General features: G+C 67.5%; 16 protein-coding genes and 1 tRNA gene. 5 read left to right on the top strand and 12 right to left on the bottom strand.

The features are described from left to right. The first annotated feature begins 64 nt into the window (after positions 1-64). Positions 65-487 (top strand): arsenate-mycothiol transferase ArsC, encoded by a 423-nt coding sequence (locus BM286_RS07625; RefSeq protein ID WP_092920967.1) that lies wholly within the window; start codon positions 65-67, stop codon positions 485-487. 150 nt (positions 488-637) lie between these two features. Here the strand turns inward: BM286_RS07625 and BM286_RS15565 are convergent. Together BM286_RS15565 and BM286_RS07620 are read right to left on the bottom strand one after the other, a co-directional pair. Further along, positions 638-788, bottom strand: a tRNA-Gln gene (locus BM286_RS15565). A 64-nt stretch (positions 789-852) separates the two neighbouring features. After that, positions 853-1,443: an AsnC family transcriptional regulator gene (locus tag BM286_RS07620; RefSeq protein WP_092920966.1), complete on the bottom strand. Its 591-nt coding sequence runs from the start codon at positions 1,441-1,443 to the stop codon at positions 853-855. A gap of 130 nt (positions 1,444-1,573) precedes the next feature. Here BM286_RS07620 and BM286_RS07615 point away from each other — a divergent pair, with 130 nt between their 5' ends. Further along, positions 1,574-1,768 (top strand): heavy-metal-associated domain-containing protein, encoded by a 195-nt coding sequence (locus tag BM286_RS07615; protein WP_092920965.1) that lies wholly within the window; start codon positions 1,574-1,576, stop codon positions 1,766-1,768. 70 nt (positions 1,769-1,838) lie between these two features. On the opposite strand, the gene BM286_RS07610 is transcribed toward BM286_RS07615, so the two are convergent. From BM286_RS07610 to BM286_RS07590, 6 genes are all read right to left on the bottom strand, one after another. Continuing rightward, positions 1,839-3,158 carry a DUF5305 domain-containing protein gene (locus BM286_RS07610; RefSeq protein ID WP_092920964.1) on the bottom strand — a complete coding sequence of 440 codons (1,320 nt, stop codon included), beginning with the start codon at positions 3,156-3,158 and terminating at the stop codon, positions 1,839-1,841. A gap of 2 nt (positions 3,159-3,160) precedes the next feature. After that, positions 3,161-4,324 carry a signal peptidase I gene (locus tag BM286_RS07605; protein WP_092920963.1) on the bottom strand — a complete coding sequence of 388 codons (1,164 nt, stop codon included), beginning with the start codon at positions 4,322-4,324 and terminating at the stop codon, positions 3,161-3,163. Between the two features lie 148 nt (positions 4,325-4,472). Then, a complete protein-coding gene (locus tag BM286_RS07600; RefSeq protein ID WP_092920962.1) occupies positions 4,473-5,369 on the bottom strand; it encodes a hypothetical protein in 897 nt (298 codons plus the stop codon). Between the two features lie 115 nt (positions 5,370-5,484). Continuing rightward, positions 5,485-7,020 (bottom strand): CARDB domain-containing protein, encoded by a 1,536-nt coding sequence (locus tag BM286_RS07595; protein WP_092920961.1) that lies wholly within the window; start codon positions 7,018-7,020, stop codon positions 5,485-5,487. 176 nt (positions 7,021-7,196) lie between these two features. Further along, the gene (locus BM286_RS15165) at positions 7,197-7,799 is read right to left on the bottom strand and encodes a hypothetical protein (protein ID WP_143103859.1); all 603 of its coding nucleotides are present in this window, start codon (positions 7,797-7,799) and stop codon (positions 7,197-7,199) included. Between the two features lie 70 nt (positions 7,800-7,869). Beyond that, a complete protein-coding gene (locus tag BM286_RS07590) occupies positions 7,870-8,619 on the bottom strand; it encodes a hypothetical protein (RefSeq protein ID WP_143103858.1) in 750 nt (249 codons plus the stop codon). Between the two features lie 466 nt (positions 8,620-9,085). Here BM286_RS07590 and BM286_RS07585 point away from each other — a divergent pair, with 466 nt between their 5' ends. Together BM286_RS07585 and BM286_RS15745 are read left to right on the top strand one after the other, a co-directional pair. Next, complete coding sequence (locus BM286_RS07585) at positions 9,086-9,667, top strand: DUF7344 domain-containing protein (protein WP_092920959.1); 582 nt, start codon at positions 9,086-9,088, stop codon at positions 9,665-9,667. Positions 9,668-9,769: 102 nt separating this feature from the next. Next, the gene (locus BM286_RS15745) at positions 9,770-10,480 is read left to right on the top strand and encodes a hypothetical protein (protein WP_174548997.1); all 711 of its coding nucleotides are present in this window, start codon (positions 9,770-9,772) and stop codon (positions 10,478-10,480) included. 231 nt (positions 10,481-10,711) lie between these two features. Here BM286_RS15745 and BM286_RS07575 read toward each other — a convergent pair whose 3' ends face one another. Together BM286_RS07575 and BM286_RS07570 are read right to left on the bottom strand one after the other, a co-directional pair. Beyond that, the gene (locus tag BM286_RS07575; protein WP_092921353.1) at positions 10,712-10,990 is read right to left on the bottom strand and encodes a hypothetical protein; all 279 of its coding nucleotides are present in this window, start codon (positions 10,988-10,990) and stop codon (positions 10,712-10,714) included. A gap of 83 nt (positions 10,991-11,073) precedes the next feature. Next, a complete protein-coding gene (locus BM286_RS07570; protein WP_092920958.1) occupies positions 11,074-12,786 on the bottom strand; it encodes an L-lactate permease in 1,713 nt (570 codons plus the stop codon). Positions 12,787-13,039: 253 nt separating this feature from the next. Here BM286_RS07570 and BM286_RS15560 point away from each other — a divergent pair, with 253 nt between their 5' ends. Beyond that, on the top strand, positions 13,040-13,189 hold the full coding sequence (locus BM286_RS15560) for a DUF7550 family protein (RefSeq protein WP_167603354.1): 150 nt from the start codon (positions 13,040-13,042) through the stop codon (positions 13,187-13,189). A gap of 52 nt (positions 13,190-13,241) precedes the next feature. Here BM286_RS15560 and BM286_RS07565 read toward each other — a convergent pair whose 3' ends face one another. Beyond that, positions 13,242-14,429 carry an ABC transporter ATP-binding protein gene (locus BM286_RS07565; RefSeq protein WP_092920957.1) on the bottom strand — a complete coding sequence of 396 codons (1,188 nt, stop codon included), beginning with the start codon at positions 14,427-14,429 and terminating at the stop codon, positions 13,242-13,244. Between the two features lie 158 nt (positions 14,430-14,587). After that, entirely contained in the window at positions 14,588-16,858 is a 2,271-nt protein-coding gene (gene purL / locus BM286_RS07560; RefSeq protein WP_092920956.1) for a phosphoribosylformylglycinamidine synthase subunit PurL, read from the bottom strand. Between the last annotated feature and the right edge of the window lie 424 nt (positions 16,859-17,282).

Here is a 17,282-nt window from a genome sequence, read left to right as displayed (position 1 = left end):
GGACTACGTACCGCTCTATACTCCTCATAGCAACCGTTATCCGGACCCGTCGGAACGGTCCCGTATGAGCGACGACGTCGTCACGTTCGGGTTCGTCTGCGTCCAGAACGCCGGTCGCAGCCAGATGTCGGCCGCGTTCGCGGAGCGGGAGCGCCGCGAGCGCGGCCTCGACGACCGCGTCGAGATCGTGACCGGCGGGACGCGCCCGGCCGACGAGGTCCACCCCGAGGTCGTGGAGGCGATGGAGGAGGTCGACGTGGACCTCTCCGACCGCGTCCCCCGCGAGGTCTCGACCGCCGAACTCGACGCGTGCGACGTGGTCGCCACGATGGGCTGTTCGACGCTGACGCTCGCCGACGGCGTGGAGGGGCGCGACTGGGCCCTCGACGACCCGCACGGGCAGGACATCGAGCGCGTCCGCGAGATCCGCGACGAGATCGAGGGGCGCGTCCGAGACCTCTTCGACGAGTTCTTCGACGGGGCGTAGGCGGCTCCAGACCGAGGATACCTTCGGCTCGCGTCGTTGCTCGCGGCGGAAGTAGTCCCGGGCGGATTCGAACCTCAGTCACTCCGCTTCGCTCCGTTCCCTGCTTCGAACCCGTGGTCGGGACTATTCGTCCTCACTTCGTTCGGAGAATAGTCCCGGGCGGATTCGAACCGCCGTCAATGGCTGACTTCGGGCACCCGACGAGCGTCCTTGCCGGAACGCCCAACGACCGCGTTTGCGTCACGAACGCGGACGGATTCCCTCCAAAGGCCATTATGATTGGCCACTACACCACGGGACTGCGACTCCGGCTAACCGGCGGGCACTCAAGTACGTTACTCTCCTCGGCGCCGGAGACCCCCCGACTACGCCCCTTCCTCGATCCGGTCGAACCGCTCCTCGAAGTTCTCCCGACAGGAGCCGCAACAGAAGTGGTACAGCGTCCCGTCGATCCGGGCCGACTCCCCCTCGGCGGTGACGGTGTTGCCGCACTCGACGCAGTCGACCGCGAGGTCCGCGTCGCCGACCGCGGGCGACCACTCGTGGGCGTCGAGCGGCCGCACCGACAGCTCGGTCACGGTCTCTAACCCGACCGCGTCGTCGACGAGGTCGCGGGCGGTCCCCTCCTCGACGCGCGCGACGACCGTCACCTCGCCGTCGGCGGTGAGGAACGCGTGTTCGACGCGCTCGTGGCCCGCGACCGCCTCGTGGACGCGGTCGGCGTGCGCGGGCGCGACGGAAAGCGTCGCGAGGGCTCGCAGCCCGTCGGAGAGCGCGTCGCCGTCGATCCGGAGCGTGAACCCCTCGATCACCCCTATCTCGCGGAGCCGGTCGACGCGGTCCGACACCGCGGGCGCCGACAGGTCCACGCGCTCGGCGATGTCGCTGTACGGGCGCCTGGCGTCGGCCAGCAGCAGCCGGATGATCTCTCGGTCCGTCTCGTCGAGCGTGCGCATGGCCGGGCGTTCGACCGGCGCGGGCAAAAGGCGTCCGGGCGTCGGCCGTCCGGGCGTCGGGCGTCCGGGAAACCGGTCGGCCTCGGGGGCGACGGAAAGGCAATTGTGCCCGCGGCGCCAACGGCCGCGTATGACGACGATAGACGTCGACGGTATGTCGTGTACGGGCTGCGAGGACAACGTGACCGACGCGCTCGGTGAGCTGCCGGAAGTCGAGTCCGCGAGCGCCGACCACGAGGCGGGCACCGCGACCGTCGAGGGCGACGCCGACCTCGACGCGGTCGTGGCCGCGATCGAGGACGCCGGCTACGAGGCGTCGACGTAGGCGGCCAGCGCGAACCGAGAGCGGAGGCGACTGAACGGCGGTCGGAGGAACCGGTCGCGGCCGGGACGGATCAGGCCCGGTCGTCGCTCTGACCGTCCATCCCGTCCGCGTCGTCGTCGGTCGAGCGGGCGTCAGTCCCCCAGACGTCCGCTTCCTCCGGCACGTCGACGCCGGCGTCGTCGGTCCCGCCGTCCGGCGAGTCGCCGTCCTCGGACGGGGGCGAGGCGGTCGCGGCCGAGCCCGTGCCCTCCGGCGCGGTCGCCCCCGAATCTGCGCCGCCGCCGACCTCCGCACCGTCGGCAGTCTCCTCGTCGGCGGCGCTGCCCGGCGCGGGCGGGCGGTAGGTGTAGATGAACTCCCCGGAAACGGCGTGGAAGGCCCCCGTCTCGGGGTCCTTCACGACGCCGGTGTCGTTGTCTATCGCGAAGTCGACGAGGTCCCGGAGCGAACCCGCCTCGGCGGTGGGGCGCTCGTGAACGGATCCCGGGAGCCGGAACGTCGTGATCCACTCGTCGAACTCCGAGCGGTCGTCGCGGTACGAGAGGTACTCGCGCTCCGCGGGCGTGAGCGCGAGGTCGTACTCCCGGGTCGCGTAGCCGATCCCGCCGGCGCCGACGAGGCCGACGAACAGGAGGAGCGGGCCGCCGAACGACCGGAGCACGCCGTACTCCCGCTCGACGGTCTCCGACACGGTCCGCTCCGTTGTGGCGGACTGGACGCCGGGATCGGAGACGGAGTAGGTGGCGCCGTCGTGGGATATCGTCATGTCGAGCGTCTGCGTCGACGTCGTGGGGACGCCACCGATCGACCCGTCGACGGCGACCTCGGTCCTGACGAACGTCTCTGTCTGTCCGGGCGAGGCGCCGAGCCCCTCTTCGATCGCCGCCACTCGCCCGTCGATCGCGGTGCTGTTGAGCGTGAACGAGGCGTTCACGGGCTCGCCGGGGGCGACGTTCGAGACGGTCTCCGACGCGAGCGGCTCCGTCTCGCGCCAGTAGACGGTCCCCTGCTCACCGACGTTGCGAATCACGAGGGCGGAAGCCAGTTCGACGGTCACGTTCTCGGCGGTCGACGCCGCGTAGCTCGTCGCCACGCTCACGTCGAGTTCGGGAGCGATCCGCGTGAAGTACGTGCTTCGCTCGTCGAGCACCGCGCCGGTCTCGAAGACGGCGTTCGGCTCCGTCACGGTCGCGCTGTGCCGGTACTCGCTTTCGACGGTGAGCGAGGAGACCGTCCGCGTCTGCGTCTCCGTGCCGGGATCGACGTGCGTCGTGTACGCGAGCCCCGCGCCGACCGCGACCAGGAGGAGGCAGACGACGAGTATCGCCGTGGACTGTGCGTTCAAAACGGCGCGGAGTCGGAGACGGGTTTCGTTTGGGTCTGAAGCCATGGTCACCTGTAGAACTCGCGGAGGAGTCGCCTGTGGAGGGGGGGCCGCTCGCGGGAGTCGCGCGACCGGATCCGGGCGGGCTCGCCGCGCAACAGCACCAACCCGATTCCGACGATACCGCCGCCGAGAAGCCCGTTTATCGCGACGAGCGGCGCCCAGGGGTGGACCCCGTACAGCTCGTCGACGATACCGGGCGGCAACACGGCGAGGTAGCGGTGTTCGACGACGAAGAGCCGGTAGTACCCGGTCTCGTCGGGCGCGGACAGCGTCACCGTCGTCGACGCCTCGCCGCGACTGCCGACCGAGAGCCGCTGCGGGTCGACGTCGACGCCCGGGCTGGCCGGCGTGACATACGCGTACACGGGGACGAGCCCCGAGTTGGGGACGACGTACTCGATCTCCTGGCTCGTGCCGCGCTCGATGACGGTCGGGTTCTCCGACTCGAACTCGGCGCTCACGACGCCGTACTCTTGTGTCCCGGCGGGGACGACCATCGCGGCCGTCGCCGTCGCCATCAGCACCAGCGCCAACACGCCGAGGATCGCCAGCACGGAGGTGCCGTCGTCGCGGGAGCGGTCGCGCGAGCCGCGGTCGCGCGTGCCGGCGTGGAGGTACCAGTCGACCGCGTACGCGACCATCGACAGCCCGAAGACGATGTACGCGAGCCCCTGCGTTCCCAGGAACGCTCGGGCACCGAACGTGACCGCCAACCGCGTCTGGACGGCGCCGAGCGCGGACTGGAAGCCCATGGCGGCGGTACCCAGATGAGGGATCACGACGACGCCACCGCCGATCTGGAGCGCCTTCGCGACGATCTGCGCGTCCTGAACGACCGGCTCACCCCCGTCCTGATCGGTGAAGGGGTTGTTGTCCCCGCGGGTGATGTACCCGCGTTCGGTCTCCTCGACGACTCGGTGGGTCGTGAGGCCGCCGCCCTGGATCTCTTGAGCCTCGAAGGTCACGACATCTCCCGGCCTGATATCGCCCGCGATCTGGGCCGGGATCGCCACGAACCCGTCGCCCGGGTCGAGCGTCGGCTGCATGCTCCCCGTCTCGACGTAGCTGAGGAGGATCGGTTGGCCGAGGAACTGCCCGACGACGAGCGAGAGGACGACCAGCACCGCGGCCACCTGGAGGGCCACGGACAGCGTTCGTTTGATGGACATTGTGTCGGACTCGAGCGGGACGGGCTCGCGGACGACCGTCGGAATCGGGTTCCTGTCGCGCGAGCGTCAGGTAGCCGTCGATCGCTGAAGGGCGGCGTGTCCTAATAAGTTCGTGGGTGGAGGCGAGTCCGGACGGTTGCGGACGGCCCTAGCCGTCGAAGGCGCCGCCCGCGAGCAGCGCGAACGGGGCGATGAAGCCGAGACAGAACCCGAGGAAGTGGACGTAGAGGTTCACGACGCTCCCCCCGCCGGCGGGGTTCGACGGGAAGCCGACCACGGGGTACCCGACCGCCACCACCGCGCCGACGGCAAGCAGGTCGCCGTAGCCGGGGCGCGACGCGACCGATTTCGCGTGTGTCCGGATCGGGCGCGGGAACCGCACCCCGCTGCCGGCCGCGTACAGCACCGCGAGGAGCGCGCCCGCGAGGCCGATCGCCGGCCCCGCGAGCCCGATTCCCTCCGTCGAGACGGGGAGCGCGAGGAGCGCGATCCATCCGACGAGCGCGAAGAAGACCGCCGGCAGCGCGGCGACGGAGGCCGCGGGCGCGAACTGCTCGCGGGCGTAACAGTACCACAGGATCGGGAGCAGTCCCGCGAGCGCCATGTTGACGCCGGAGAAGCCGAACCCGATCGCGTCCCGCGGGACGGCGAGGTTCAGCGCGGACAGCGCGAACGGAAACGCGCCGAGGTAGGTGACGAACGCCGTGAAAAAGAGGCGGCGGCGCCCGCTCAGGACCGCGAGCGCGTAGCCGACGCCGGCGAGGAGCCCGTACCCGACGAGGTTCCCGAGGAGGTGGTCGGCGCCGAGGTGGACGTAGTGCGCCGTGAACGCCGACGGCAGCGTCGGGTCGGTGTACGCGAACGCGAGCGAGCGCCGGGTCGCTTCCGGCAGCGTGAACACCGCGAGCAGGACCGCCGGCACCGCGAGCAGCGCGAGCAGGTCGACCGCGCGGACGCTCGCGAACAGCTCCCGGCGGAACGCGCGGTCCGCGCGCCGGTCGGCGGCGTTGGCAGCGCGGTCCCCCCCGTCGGTCGCGGACGTCATCACGGGTCCGAGGTCGGCGACCAGCGGTTAAGAACTGTCGGCGCGCGACTCACCGCCGCAAAATCGATGCCCGAGAGGGCGGTCCGGACGAGAGCCACCCCCGCCGACCGACCAGTCATCGCGGCATCCGCCGGACGAGCGCGAGGGTGGCAAGAGAGATTATCATGAGCGCGAGCGGACCGGCGAGGTCGGCCGGATCGATCCCGAACGGCTCTTCCGAGGGCCCGGTAACAGTGGCGGACTCGTCAGTGCCGACATTCGACTCGTCGCCCGATCCCCCCGCGTCGTCGCTCGCTGGGTCGCCAACGAGCAGGGTGCCGACCGGGGTCCCGTCGACCGCCAGCCCGTATGCGCCGGCGGTCTCGAAGGTCCCGCGAAGCGCGACCGTCGCCGTCTCGTTCGGCGCGAGCGCGACCGTCGCGTTCGCGACCGGGGTGCCGTTCGCCGTCAGCGTCACCGTGCGCTCGCCGGGCGCGCCGCCCCCGTTCCGCAGGGTCGCCCGGACCGTGACGTTCTCGCCGGGGTCGACCGCCTCGGGCGCGACCGTCGCCTCGGTCACGTCGTATCGGGGCTCCCGCGTCGCGACCGCGAACGTCGAGAACGGTTCGGTCGTCGCGCGGAAGTGGACGCGGTCCTCGGGGAGCCCGAGGATATCGACGACCGCCTCGTCGACGACCGCCACGGGCTTCGCCTCCCAGTCGCCCGCGTCCGTCCGCCGGTAGAGCGTCACGTCCTCGGGGTCGGTCCCGGTCGCGTTGAGGTACGCCGGGTCCGCGCTGAACCGGATCGTCATCGCGTCGACCGCGTCGGGCGCGAAGTCGTAGTCGAGCGAGAGGTACCCGACCGGGCGGGGACGCGTCGGCGCGGTCAGCGCGCTCCCGTTCGCGAAGGGGTCCGAGCTCCCCGCAGCGTCCAGTTCGACGCGCTCGGTCCGGACGCCCATCAGGTCGATCCCCTCGAGGGTGACGTTCTCGCCGTCGATTTCCATGCCGTCGGCCAGGAACCGGACCTCCTCGCCGGACTCGATACCGCTCGCGACGAACCCGCGGCGGTCCGCGCTCGGGGAGACGACCGTCGTAGTCGGGCCGCCGTCGCCGATTTGCTGGGTCGACGCGCCCATCGCTTGGGTCGTCACCTCGTCCGGCTCCGCGATCTTCGCCTCGATCGAGAACTCGTCGGCGCCCAACTGCGTCCCGGCAGTCTTCCCGCGCGTGTCGAACGCGAGCCCGACCGCGACCGTCTCGTTCGGCGCGAGCGTGACGTTGTTCGCCTCGCCCTCGATCGAGTCGCCGTCGGCGACGAAGGTGACGTTCTCGCTCGCGTACTCGATCCAAACGTGCGCGTACTCGTCGGCCGTGTACGTGATCGTAAACACATCGTCGATCCTGCCGGTCGAATCGACGTTCACGCCCTCGAAGGAGGGATCTCGGATGTTCGGGTTCGACGCCGACACGTCGATCGCGATCTCGTCGTCGTCGTTCAGGTAGGCGTACCGTCCGTTCGGGCCGTCGGCCGGTTGGATCGCGAGGTCGCCGTTGGCGACGGTGTCAGCGGGGCCGTCGACCACCGCCGCGCCCGTGGCGAAGGCGAGTGCGGTGGCTGCGGAAGCGGCTAGCAGGACCAGTATTAGAATCCGTCGGGCAGTCGGCATCAGTTAGTTGAATACATATTGTTCTCAGAGTGTTTTCGTATTGTGGTCCTTGATTCACTGAAGGGTCTGATTACTCACCGGATCTGGTGCGTTCAATCCTCAGCGACCTTATTACAAATAAATAACAGTATCTGAGACCGAATATGGATTGGCGCCAACAGGATTATTAGCGGTAGTTACGTCCGGGGACCGCCTCTGTCAGAGTTCTGTACTGCGTGCCCGGGTTCGTCGGGTACGTCTTCCTCGTCAGCCTTAGCAATGATCGTCGATTGGCCGTCTCGGTCAGACGGTCTCCCGACAGTGTTGATTGTCAGACCAACGTTGAATCCGTCTCCGACCTCAACATACTGGATCACCTCTCTGTCGTTGAACACGTTGTTGCCGTCAAGGCTGATTCCCTCGTCAATGTCGGAATTATAGTAATTTACACCAGGAATATTCGACTTCATCCAGATCCAGACCGGTTGTGAGCCTTGGTTGGTAATCGAAAACAGGTCATCAAAAAACGTTTCAGCCTGTTCATTCACACCTTTCCCGCCGATTTTGTTCTCACCTATCGAAATTGAAAGAGTATCCGAACGACCCCCAGACCCGTCAACGAATTCGTTTGAGTTCGGCGTACTCAGCGGCTTCAATTGTAGGTACGCATTTGAATCGGGAGACACTGACACAGAGACGTTCCGACTCACACTTAGACTCGTGAACGCACCAGTTCCTATTGCTGCCGCACTACCAGTGGCCAAGGCTCCTAGACCGGCGATGAACTTACGTCGTTTCATAATTTATCCCGAGGCCCACCGGCGGAATTGAACCGCCGTACACCAATATGGGGAAGTAGTTATTGAGTGCTCAGCTCTGGATATCGACGGCGAAATCGTGGCTGAAGCCGTTGAGTACCACGTTTCCGGATGCGTTCGTCAGGTCGCTGGGATCGATATCGATATTGGCCTGATCTTTTGTATTGATCTGGAAGTTGATAGTCAGAGAGTCGCCGGACTCCAGAACAGCAGGATGCTGTCCAGCGCGGTTGAAAATACTATCATTAATATCCGTGTCAATATTCGTCGGGGCTAAGACGCTGTAGTCGTCGAGACCCGTTTCAAAGTTGTTTCCAAGACCGTCAGTCCCGAAAGGATCGTAGCTAGGCGGTTGATCGTCGCGAGCGAACGACCAGAAGAACACGTATTCGGGGATACTTCCGCCAGTTGAGTTAGACTGGACGTTGCTTAGGAAGTTGGCGTCCGCACCGTTACCGATATCCGGTGCCCCCGAGCCGCCCTGATCGAGCCAGACAGTAATTTTTTCGGAGCTATTATTTCGGATAGTGAACAGGTCGTTGAACTTGATAAATGCGTTCGTGTTCACACCAGCACCACTGACCTGACTCCCATCAAAGGCAAGCTTCAGCTCACCGTTTTCCGTATACGCGTGGTCACTGTCTCCCGCTTCAAGCCCGAGGTACGCGCTCTGGTCGCCTGCGACATTCACCGAAACTTCACGGCCAGCGGCCGTACTCGTAAACGCACCCGTACCAACCGCAGCTGCGCTACCTGAAGCCAATGCGCCCAGTCCGGCGAGGAACTTGCGTCGGTTTGCCATAGTTGTGTAACCTCGTTGTGTCCGCACACGACCCGCGAGCAGCCGACGCGGGACATCTCGCGTCACCCGGGGTCGCTCTACCACACCCATGGGGCCTATCCCATATCGTAATGAAGTTCCAGAAACACTTCCGGGCGGGACTGAACCCCCGGCCGGCCGGTTCCGACCCCGCCTGAATCCCGACCGAATCGATTCAGGTCCGGCCTGAGCACCTATTCGGGACCGTTCAGCCCCGTCCTGAAGCGGCAATCGTTGCTGGTGAGATGCTACGGAATATGATGGAATCCGATAAATAGCGCAATGCGCCTGTGAAAGTAAGTTGCCAAAATACGATTAATACGGTTTTGAAGGCCTAAAGACGCCGTATATCGCACCTGTGCGAGCGGTTGTTTGAACGGAGAGAAAGTTTAGCAGATTATCATAACCACGGGATTTATGTTGGCGTGTTCATATGTGTCAGACAGAAATGGCGTCGGTACAGCAGATTGACGGGGAGGGGGCAGAACCGGCGACGGAGGTGTCCGAGGACGAGCTGTTCGACGTACTGGCGAACCAGCGGCGGCGGTTCGCGGTTCACCTGCTGAAGCGGGAGGAGAAGGAGCGGTTCGAGATCGGCGACATGGCCGAACAGATCGCGGCGTGGGAGAACGGGATCGACACGGCCGAGATCACCGGCAACGAGCGCAAGCGCGTGTACACCGCGCTCCAGCAGTCCCACCTGCCGAAGATGGACGACGCGGGCGTCGTCGAGTTCAACAAGGACCGGGGCATCGTCGAGCCCACGGAAGCGATCCAGAACGTCGACCTCTACATGGACGTCGTCGAGGGGAAGGAGATCCCGTGGAGCACCTACTACCTGGGGCTCTCGGGCGTCGCCACCGCGCTCACCGGCGCGGTGGCGCTGGACGCGTGGCCGTTCGTCCTCCTTCCCGACATGGCGTGGACGGTCGCCATCGTCGTGGCGTTCGCGTTCTCCGCGATCACGCACAAGTACTACACCGCGGAGATGAAGGTCGGCGAACCCGACGAACCCCCGGAACTGACGTAAGGCGAGCGGTTTCAAGCGGCGCTTTCTGCGGTTCCGGCGCCGCATAACCTTACGGTCGGGACGCGTTGGATCGAGCGAACGGACTGTGCGAACTCATCGCAAATGAAACGACGGAACTTCGTCCTGCTGCTCGGCGGTGCGAGCTCCGGCGCGATGAGCGTCGGCACCGGCGCGTTCAGCAGCGTCTCGGCCGAGCGGGAGGTGTCGGTGAACGTCGTGGAAGACGAGAACGCGTATCTGGGGTTGGACCAGATCGCTCACACGGTCTCCGGTGACGACGGAACCCGCGTGATACAGGTCACGAACCAGTTCGGTGGAACACTCGACCTAACGATAACGGTCGATCAGAAAGGCAGCGCAATTGACGAGATCGAGGGGGAAGAGATCGAAATTGAAGACGACAGAGGGAGTGACGACGGAGATGAAGAGGACGACAGTGGAGAGAAGGCCGACGAGAACGACAGGTGTGAAGATGACGACGGAGTCCTCTGTATCGGTGAGGAAGCGTTCATCACCGTTGAATGCGAGGGATCCGGACGTGCGGAACTCACGCTCAGGTTTGAGGGGACGGTCATCGAAACCGGAACGACCGTAGACAAGACGCGGACGTTCGAGGTTTATTGCGGCGACGAAGAAGGCGACGACGAAGGCGACGACGAAGAAGGCGACGACGAAGGCGACGACGAAGAAGGCGACGAAGAAGGCGACGACGAAGAAGGCGACGAAGAAGGCGACGACGAAGAAGGCGACGACGAAGGCGACGACGAAGAAGGCGACGACGAAGGCGACGACGAAGAAGGCGACGACGACTGAGATACAATCGCTTGATATTGCCGTTTCCCAACGTAGAAACCACTACGTTACACGGACGCGTCGAGAACTCTAGTACTCCAGCGGGGAATAAGGTCGCGACCGGCAGATAGGTCCATGATCGTCAGTTGGAATTTTCACAGATATACGTATATAACAAACCCTCCGCCTACCATCTTTGCCCGTATGCTCGGTTGTCCCGAAGCCAACCTCGACGACCTGTGACCAGAGGGGTTATTTTCCGTCCGCGTCGCCATCCTCACCGCGTTCCGCCTCCAACACGTCGTCCGCGAACTCCCGGATTCGCTTCTTCTCCTCGGCGCTCACGTCGACCGCCTGCGCGCTCTCGATCTGGCCGTTTACAACCGCGTTCTGCTGTGGGCCCCACACCTCCGGCGGCTGCGTTTTGATGTATTCGGCCCACCGGATTACCTGTTCGTAGCGGGGCGATCGCTCGGGACCGCCGTCGTCACTTCCGGCCGAGCCCTCCTCAGGCGTTCGTGAGTCGCTCATAGCGGTCTTCGACATCAAGTCGTTCGACCCATGTTTCAAGTCGGCTGCGGGAAAGCGTTTCTCCGAAAACGCTCCGTCCCGGGTCAGAACAGCCCGGGGACGAGGACGTAGCTCAGGAGCATTCCGAACAGTCCGGCGAACAGCGCGAACAGGGCCATCGGGACGATCGCCTTGCGGAGCAGGTCGCCCTCGCGGCCGGTGATGCCGACGACGCCGCAGATGGCGGCGACGTTCAGCACCGAGACCATGTTGCCGAGGCCGCCGCCGACGTTCTGGAGGCTGACGACGATCGTCCGGGAGAGGCCGACCGTCTCGGCGGCGTTGTACTGGAGCACGCTGAAGAGGATGTTCGAGGAGGTGTTGCTCCCGGTCATGAAGGAACCGATGGCGCCGATCCACGGCGATATCATCGGGAGCAGCCCGCCCGCGCCGATCGCGAGCGCCCGGCTGAGCGCCTCCATCATGCCGAGGAGGTCCGCGGTGTTCGTCTGCGACTGGATCATCACCTGCGTCATCGACACCGCGATGATCAGCGTGAGCGCGGCGGGCGCGACCTGCTCGACCGAGCGCCGCCACGCGGCCCCCATCTCGTCGGTGTCCATCCTGTGGATGAGCCCCGTGAGGACGGCGATGGGGATGAACGGCATCGTCCCCGGGAGGTAGAGGTACTGGAGCGTGTAGCCGAGCTCCGTGCCGAGGATCGAGTCGACGCTGACCGAGAAGCTCTGGATCCACGCGAGCACCTCGGTGCCGGCGACGGTGAGGTTCGGCCACCGCGTGACGAGCAGCGCGACCGCGACGAGCAGGTACGGCGTCCACGCCAGCAGCACCGACATCTCCTTTTGCGGCCGGTCGCGGGAGATCTCGTCGAGGTCGAGCCCGCCGAGCCAGGTGTCGCTCCACGTCGAGTCGCTCGGGAAGTCCCACTCGCGGTCGGGGACGAGGACGTCGTTGTTCGCGAGCAGGAGCCCGACGCCGAGGACGACGAAGCCGGCCGCGATGTCGGGGAGCGCGGGGCCGACGAACCACGCGATCGCCAGCTGCGTCCCGCCGGTGACGGCGCCGAGCAGGAGCGCGAACGGGGCGATGGGGAGCGTGTCGCGGACGGCGCCGCCGACGCTCCGGCCGCCGTCGGCGTCGCCGAACCAGTACGTCAGGAAGAACACGCCGAGGAGGCCCCAGAACACGTACGTCACCCCCGTGACGACCCCGGACCACGCGGAGACCATCGAGAGGAACTCGGCGACGCTCACCGAGCCCGACAGCGCCGGTTCGATGACGGCGCCGGTCCCGCCGATGACCGGCGTCCCGGCCGCGCCGAACGGCGGGTTCGGCGCGTTGAAGAACAGGCCGAACACCGCGGCGGCCAGCGGCGGGAAGCCGAGCCCGATGAACAGCGGCGCGGCGAGCGCGCCGGGCGTCCCGAACCCGGCCGCGCCCTCGATGATCGTCATGAAGCCGAGCCCGATAAGCAGCACCTGGATGCGCCTGTCCTCCTCGATCTGCCCGAAGTACCACCGGATGGTGGCGATGGCGCCGCTTCCCTCGAGGTAGTTCATCAGGAGGATGGCGCCGAAGACGATGAGGATGATGTCGACCGCCTGAAACGCGCCGTAGACGGCCGACGCGACCAGCCAGTCGAGCTCCATGCCCCAGTACGTGATCCCGATCCCGGTCGCGAGCAGCCACCCGACCCCCATCGCCCGGGCGGCCGACCACCTGAGTCCGGCGAGCAGGACGAACGCGACCGCGATCGGGATGACACCGACGAACGCTAGCGTGAGGACGTTTGTCATGGTTGTGTCAATTGACCGTATATTGGCGTCCCGCAACGAAGCATATGTAACTTTCTTTTTTGACGATATTACCCGCGCGGATCGATGACGCGATAGCGCGATCCGTCGCTGACGTCGCGGGCCGCGCGGCGGCCCGCCCGTTCAGCGCGGTCTCTCGGCGCGTGGCGGGAGGACCGGTGGCGCTCCGGCGCCGAGGGAGCCGCCGCCATCGGCTTCAGGTGGGCTTATATGCCTCCCGGCCGGAGCCGCGGCCATGGACGACCACTCGCACGAGCCCGATCCGGACAAGCGCGTGACCGCCCCGATGCAGGAGTTCGGCAGTCGCGAGGTCGGTATCGGCGCGGCCGTCACGCTCGTCGGCCTGCTGATCGCGTACGCGATCCCGTTCCTCGCGACCTTCTGAGCGCAGCGTTCGCTGCGTGTGAAATAGTTCCCGACGCGGTGTAGCGGTGCGACTACCGCGGGTACCAGGCGAGCGGGTGGTCCGCGGTGAGCTCCAGGGAGACGGGCTCGTCGAGGTCGAACTCCTCGACGTGGTTGTGGAGGCAGTGGACCGCCTCGCCGGAGTCGAGCTCGACCCGGTAGACGAACGAGGGGCCGACGTACTGCCGCGAGGTGACGACGCCGTCTGCGAGGTCGGGGCTCGCCGGCGTCGCGCGGAGGTCGTCGGGGCGCACGAGGACGTCGACGGGCGCGCCGTCGTAGACGGTGTCGTACCCCTCCAGCGTCACCGCGTCGAAGCGGCCGATCCCGGTGTCGACCTTCCCGTCGCGGAGCTCGCCCTCCAGGAACGACGCCCGCCCGAGGAAGGAGGCGACGAACTTCGACTCGGGGCGCTCGAAGACTGACTCGGGGCGGCCGACCTGCTCGATCGTCCCGTCGTTCATCACGGCGACGCGGTCGGAGATGGAGAGCGCCTCCTCCTGGTCGTGGGTGACCGAGACTGCGGTGACGCCCGCCTCCTTCAGGATACGGCGCACCTCCTCGCGCATCTCCACGCGGAGCCGCACGTCGAGGTTCGAGAACGGCTCGTCTAAGAGGAGCACCTCGGGCTCGGGCGCGAGCGAGCGGGCGAGCGCGACGCGCTGCTTCTGGCCGCCGGAGAGCTGGTCGGGCGTCTTCCCGCCGTGGTCGACCATCTCGACCAGTTCGAGCAGTTCGTCGACGCGCGCCTCGCTCTCGGCGGCGTCGGCGTCGGTCAGGCCGAACGCGATGTTCTCGCGGACGGTGAGGTGGGGGAACAGCGCGAAGTTCTGGAAGACGATGCCCACGTCGCGCTGCTCGGGCGGGACGAACGCCCCGTCGCCGGCGACCACCTCGTCACCGAGGGCGATCCGACCCTCGGTCGGCTCCTCGAGGCCCGCGATGGTTCGGAGCGTCGTCGTCTTGCCGCACCCGGAGGGGCCGAGGAACGTCAGCAGTTCGCCGGACCGGACGTCGAGCGAGACGTCGTCGACGGCGGTCTCGGGGCCGAACGCCTTCGTAACGGCAGACAGCGACAACACCGGGTCTCCGGGCGACGAGCCCGCGTCGTCGGAAGCGGTGTCCGTTCGATGACCGCCCGTCGCGTCGTCCGATCCCTCGGCCGTCGCGTCGTCCGACTCGACCGAGCGCGTCGTGCCGACTGGTTCCGTGGATGCCATCGATGAGGGGCGGGCGCCGGGCGACCGGCGTCCCGCGGTTGCCGTCACATACTTTAGGAGCACCTAAAAGCGTATCGCTCGCTCTCGCGCCGCCGAAGTCGGGAGAACGCGAGAGCCGATCACGGCCAGGCGGGGCCCGTCCGTCGCTTCGCGACGGTTCAGGACAATTCCCGATCGATAACGTCGCGGTGGTCACGGACCGCGTCGGCCGGGAGCGCGACCGACTCGTCACCGACCGCGAGCGAGAGCGTCCCGTCGGTCGTCACCTCGCCGACCCGGAAGACGGGGAGGTCGCCCGCCGCGGCCGCGACCGCCTCGGGGTCGGTCGTCTGGACGAGGAGGCGTCCGGGCGTCTCGTCGAAGGCCGCGACGCGGTCGGGAAGCGTCGCGTCGACGCCGGCGTCGCCGGTCACCAGCTCCGCGAGCGCGACCGCGAGCCCGCCCTCGCTCACGTCGTGAGCGGCGAGCGTCGACTCGTGGCGGGCGGCCGCCGCCAGCGACGCGACGAGGCCGCCGAGGTCGTCCGCGGCGCCGGACTCGTCCGGCAGCGTCGGGAACCGGTCGCTCCCGCCGGCGTTCGCGAGGTACTCGGAACCGCCGAGCGCGTCGCCGCCGGCGCCGACGAGCAGCAGTTCGGAGTCGGCCGCGCGCTCGCCGTCGAGCGCGGCCGGCGGCGCGTCGTAGCCCCGCGTCGTCCCCAGCACCGCGAGCGTCGGCGTCGGGGGGATCGGGCCCTCGACGCTGTCGTTATACAGCGAGACGTTACCGCCGACGACGGGCGCGTCGAGCGCGGCGCAGGCGTCCGCGAGCCCGTCGACGATCCCCTCGAACGCGCCGTACACGTCCGGCTTCTCGGGGTTGCCGCCGTTGAGGCAGTCGACCGCGGCGAGCGGGACCGCGCCGGTCGCGGCGAGGTTCGTCGCGTTCTCCAGCGCGACCGCGCGGGCGCCCTCGTACGGCGCGACCGCGGTCCACTTCGGGTTCGCGCCGGCGGCGAGCGCGAGGCCGACGCCGTCGCCGGGGTCGTCGCCCGCCTCGTCGGCTCCGGTCTCCGTTTCCGTCTCTCGGACCGCCAGCAGCGCGGCGTCGTCGCCCGGCTTCAGGGCCGTGCGCGTCCCGACCTCGTGGTCGTACTGCCGGTACACCCAGCGCTTGCTCGCGGTCGAGGGCGCTCCGAGGACGGCCGCGACCGCCTCGTCGAGCGGGGGCTCGTCGTCGGGGAGGTCGCGCTCGGGCGGGCTCGGGGGCTCGCTCTCGAGGTCGTTCATCGGGGCGCCGTCCGCGAGGAACTCGGCGGGCGCGTCGACGACGACCTCGCGGTCGCCCGCGCCGCCGTCGTCCTCGGCGTCGCGCGCGAACTCGCAGACGTAGTTCCCGTCGGTCACCTCGCCGATGACCGAGCAGCCGAGGTCGAACCGCTCCGCGAGCGCGGCGACGCGGTCGACGTCGTCGGGCGCGACCTCGTAGCACATCCGCTCTTGGCTCTCGGCGAGCAGGATCTCGGTGGGGTTCATGTTCGGCTCGCGCTGGTGGACGCGGTCGAGGTGGATCCGCGCGCCGAGCCCGCCCTTCGCGACGAGCTCCGAGGAGGCGCCGCCGAGCCCGGCCGCGCCGAGGTCGCGGGCCGAGCGGATCAGGTCCTCGTCCACGAGGGCCTCGTTACACTCGATCAGTCGCTTCTCGGCGTAGGGGTCGCCCACCTGTACCGCGGGGCGGTCCTCGGTCTCGGCGTCCTCCGCGAGGTCTTCCGAGGCGAAGGACGCGCCGCCGAGCCCGTCGCGGCCGGTGCCGTTGCCGACGAGGACCAGTTTGTTGCCCGGCTCGTTCGCGGTGGCCGTGACGAGCCGGTCCTCGTCCGTGACGCCGACGCAGGCGACGTTGACGAGGGGATTCCCCTCGTAGCCGGCGTGGAAGGCGACGCTGCCGCCGACCGTTGGGACGCCGATACAGTTGCCGTAGTGGGAGATGCCCTCGACGACGCCCTCGAAGAGGTACCGGGAGCGCTCGCGGTCGAAGCCGCCGAAGTACAGCGAGTCGAGGAGTCCGATCGGGTACGCGCCCATGCTCATCGTGTCGCGGACGATGCCGCCGACGCCGGTGGCCGCGCCGTCGAACGGGTCGACGAACGAGGGGTGGTTGTGGCTCTCGACGCCGAACGTGACGTAGGTGTCGCCGTAGTCGTCGGCGTCGCGCTCGGCCGCGGGACGGTCCGCCGCGTCGGGCTCCGGCAGCGCGAGGACCGCGGCGTCGTCGCCGGGACCGACCACGACCTGATCGCCCTCGCTGTCGAACGCCGACAGCAAGGGCCGCGAGGAGCGGTACGCGCAGTGCTCGCTCCAGAGGTTCTCGAACAGCGCGGCCTCGGCCGCCGTCGGTTCCCGACCGAGCTCCGCGGTCACGAGCTCGCGGTCCGCATCGGACAGACTCATTCACTTACGTGGTTACCGAGCCGGTTCTAATGCTTTTCTATACGCACGTTCGTGTTGATACCTCGTCCGTGACCACACACGGATCGCGGTGACCACACACGGATCGCGGTGCTGTGCGGTGGCGCGTGCCTGCGAGCGGCCGCCCTCGGCGGCCGCGAGGAGCACGCGCGAGGGAGTCGCGAGCGGTGCGGGCGACCGGAGGGAGCCCCAAGCGAGCGACGAGGCTGGGGAGGTGTGAGGCGCTGTGCGGTGCGGTCGGGTGGGACTCGAAGGGGCAGCCGTGAGGCGGGCGCAGACGACGCAAGCACCGCAGGGAGCGAACGAAGTGAGCGACCGAGGAGCACAGCGAGTGTGCGCCCGCCTCACGGCTGGGGCTTCGATGTTGTTCGTGTCGATCAGTTATTTATTACAACCACTGTCGTAT

This window comes from Halorubrum sodomense, assembly GCF_900111935.1.
GTDB classification, from domain to species: Archaea; Halobacteriota; Halobacteria; order Halobacteriales; family Haloferacaceae; genus Halorubrum; species Halorubrum sodomense.
The sequence above is the reverse complement of the archived record's forward strand: the minus strand, read 5'-3'. Positions and strand labels throughout refer to the sequence as shown.

Coding starts and splice junctions, on each gene's coding strand:
- BM286_RS07625 (WP_092920967.1), top strand. CDS start 65: ATGAGCGACGACGTCGTCACGTTCGGGTTCGTCTGCGTCCAGAACGCC.
- BM286_RS07620 (WP_092920966.1), bottom strand. CDS start 1,443: ATGCGCACGCTCGACGAGACGGACCGAGAGATCATCCGGCTGCTGCTG.
- BM286_RS07615 (WP_092920965.1), top strand. CDS start 1,574: ATGACGACGATAGACGTCGACGGTATGTCGTGTACGGGCTGCGAGGAC.
- BM286_RS07610 (WP_092920964.1), bottom strand. CDS start 3,158: ATGGCTTCAGACCCAAACGAAACCCGTCTCCGACTCCGCGCCGTTTTG.
- BM286_RS07605 (WP_092920963.1), bottom strand. CDS start 4,324: ATGTCCATCAAACGAACGCTGTCCGTGGCCCTCCAGGTGGCCGCGGTG.
- BM286_RS07600 (WP_092920962.1), bottom strand. CDS start 5,369: ATGACGTCCGCGACCGACGGGGGGGACCGCGCTGCCAACGCCGCCGAC.
- BM286_RS07595 (WP_092920961.1), bottom strand. CDS start 7,020: ATGCCGACTGCCCGACGGATTCTAATACTGGTCCTGCTAGCCGCTTCC.
- BM286_RS15165 (WP_143103859.1), bottom strand. CDS start 7,799: ATGAAACGACGTAAGTTCATCGCCGGTCTAGGAGCCTTGGCCACTGGT.
- BM286_RS07590 (WP_143103858.1), bottom strand. CDS start 8,619: ATGGCAAACCGACGCAAGTTCCTCGCCGGACTGGGCGCATTGGCTTCA.
- BM286_RS07585 (WP_092920959.1), top strand. CDS start 9,086: ATGGCGTCGGTACAGCAGATTGACGGGGAGGGGGCAGAACCGGCGACG.
- BM286_RS15745 (WP_174548997.1), top strand. CDS start 9,770: ATGAAACGACGGAACTTCGTCCTGCTGCTCGGCGGTGCGAGCTCCGGC.
- BM286_RS07575 (WP_092921353.1), bottom strand. CDS start 10,990: ATGAGCGACTCACGAACGCCTGAGGAGGGCTCGGCCGGAAGTGACGAC.
- BM286_RS07570 (WP_092920958.1), bottom strand. CDS start 12,786: ATGACAAACGTCCTCACGCTAGCGTTCGTCGGTGTCATCCCGATCGCG.
- BM286_RS15560 (WP_167603354.1), top strand. CDS start 13,040: ATGGACGACCACTCGCACGAGCCCGATCCGGACAAGCGCGTGACCGCC.
- BM286_RS07565 (WP_092920957.1), bottom strand. CDS start 14,429: ATGGCATCCACGGAACCAGTCGGCACGACGCGCTCGGTCGAGTCGGAC.
- purL (WP_092920956.1), bottom strand. CDS start 16,858: ATGAGTCTGTCCGATGCGGACCGCGAGCTCGTGACCGCGGAGCTCGGT.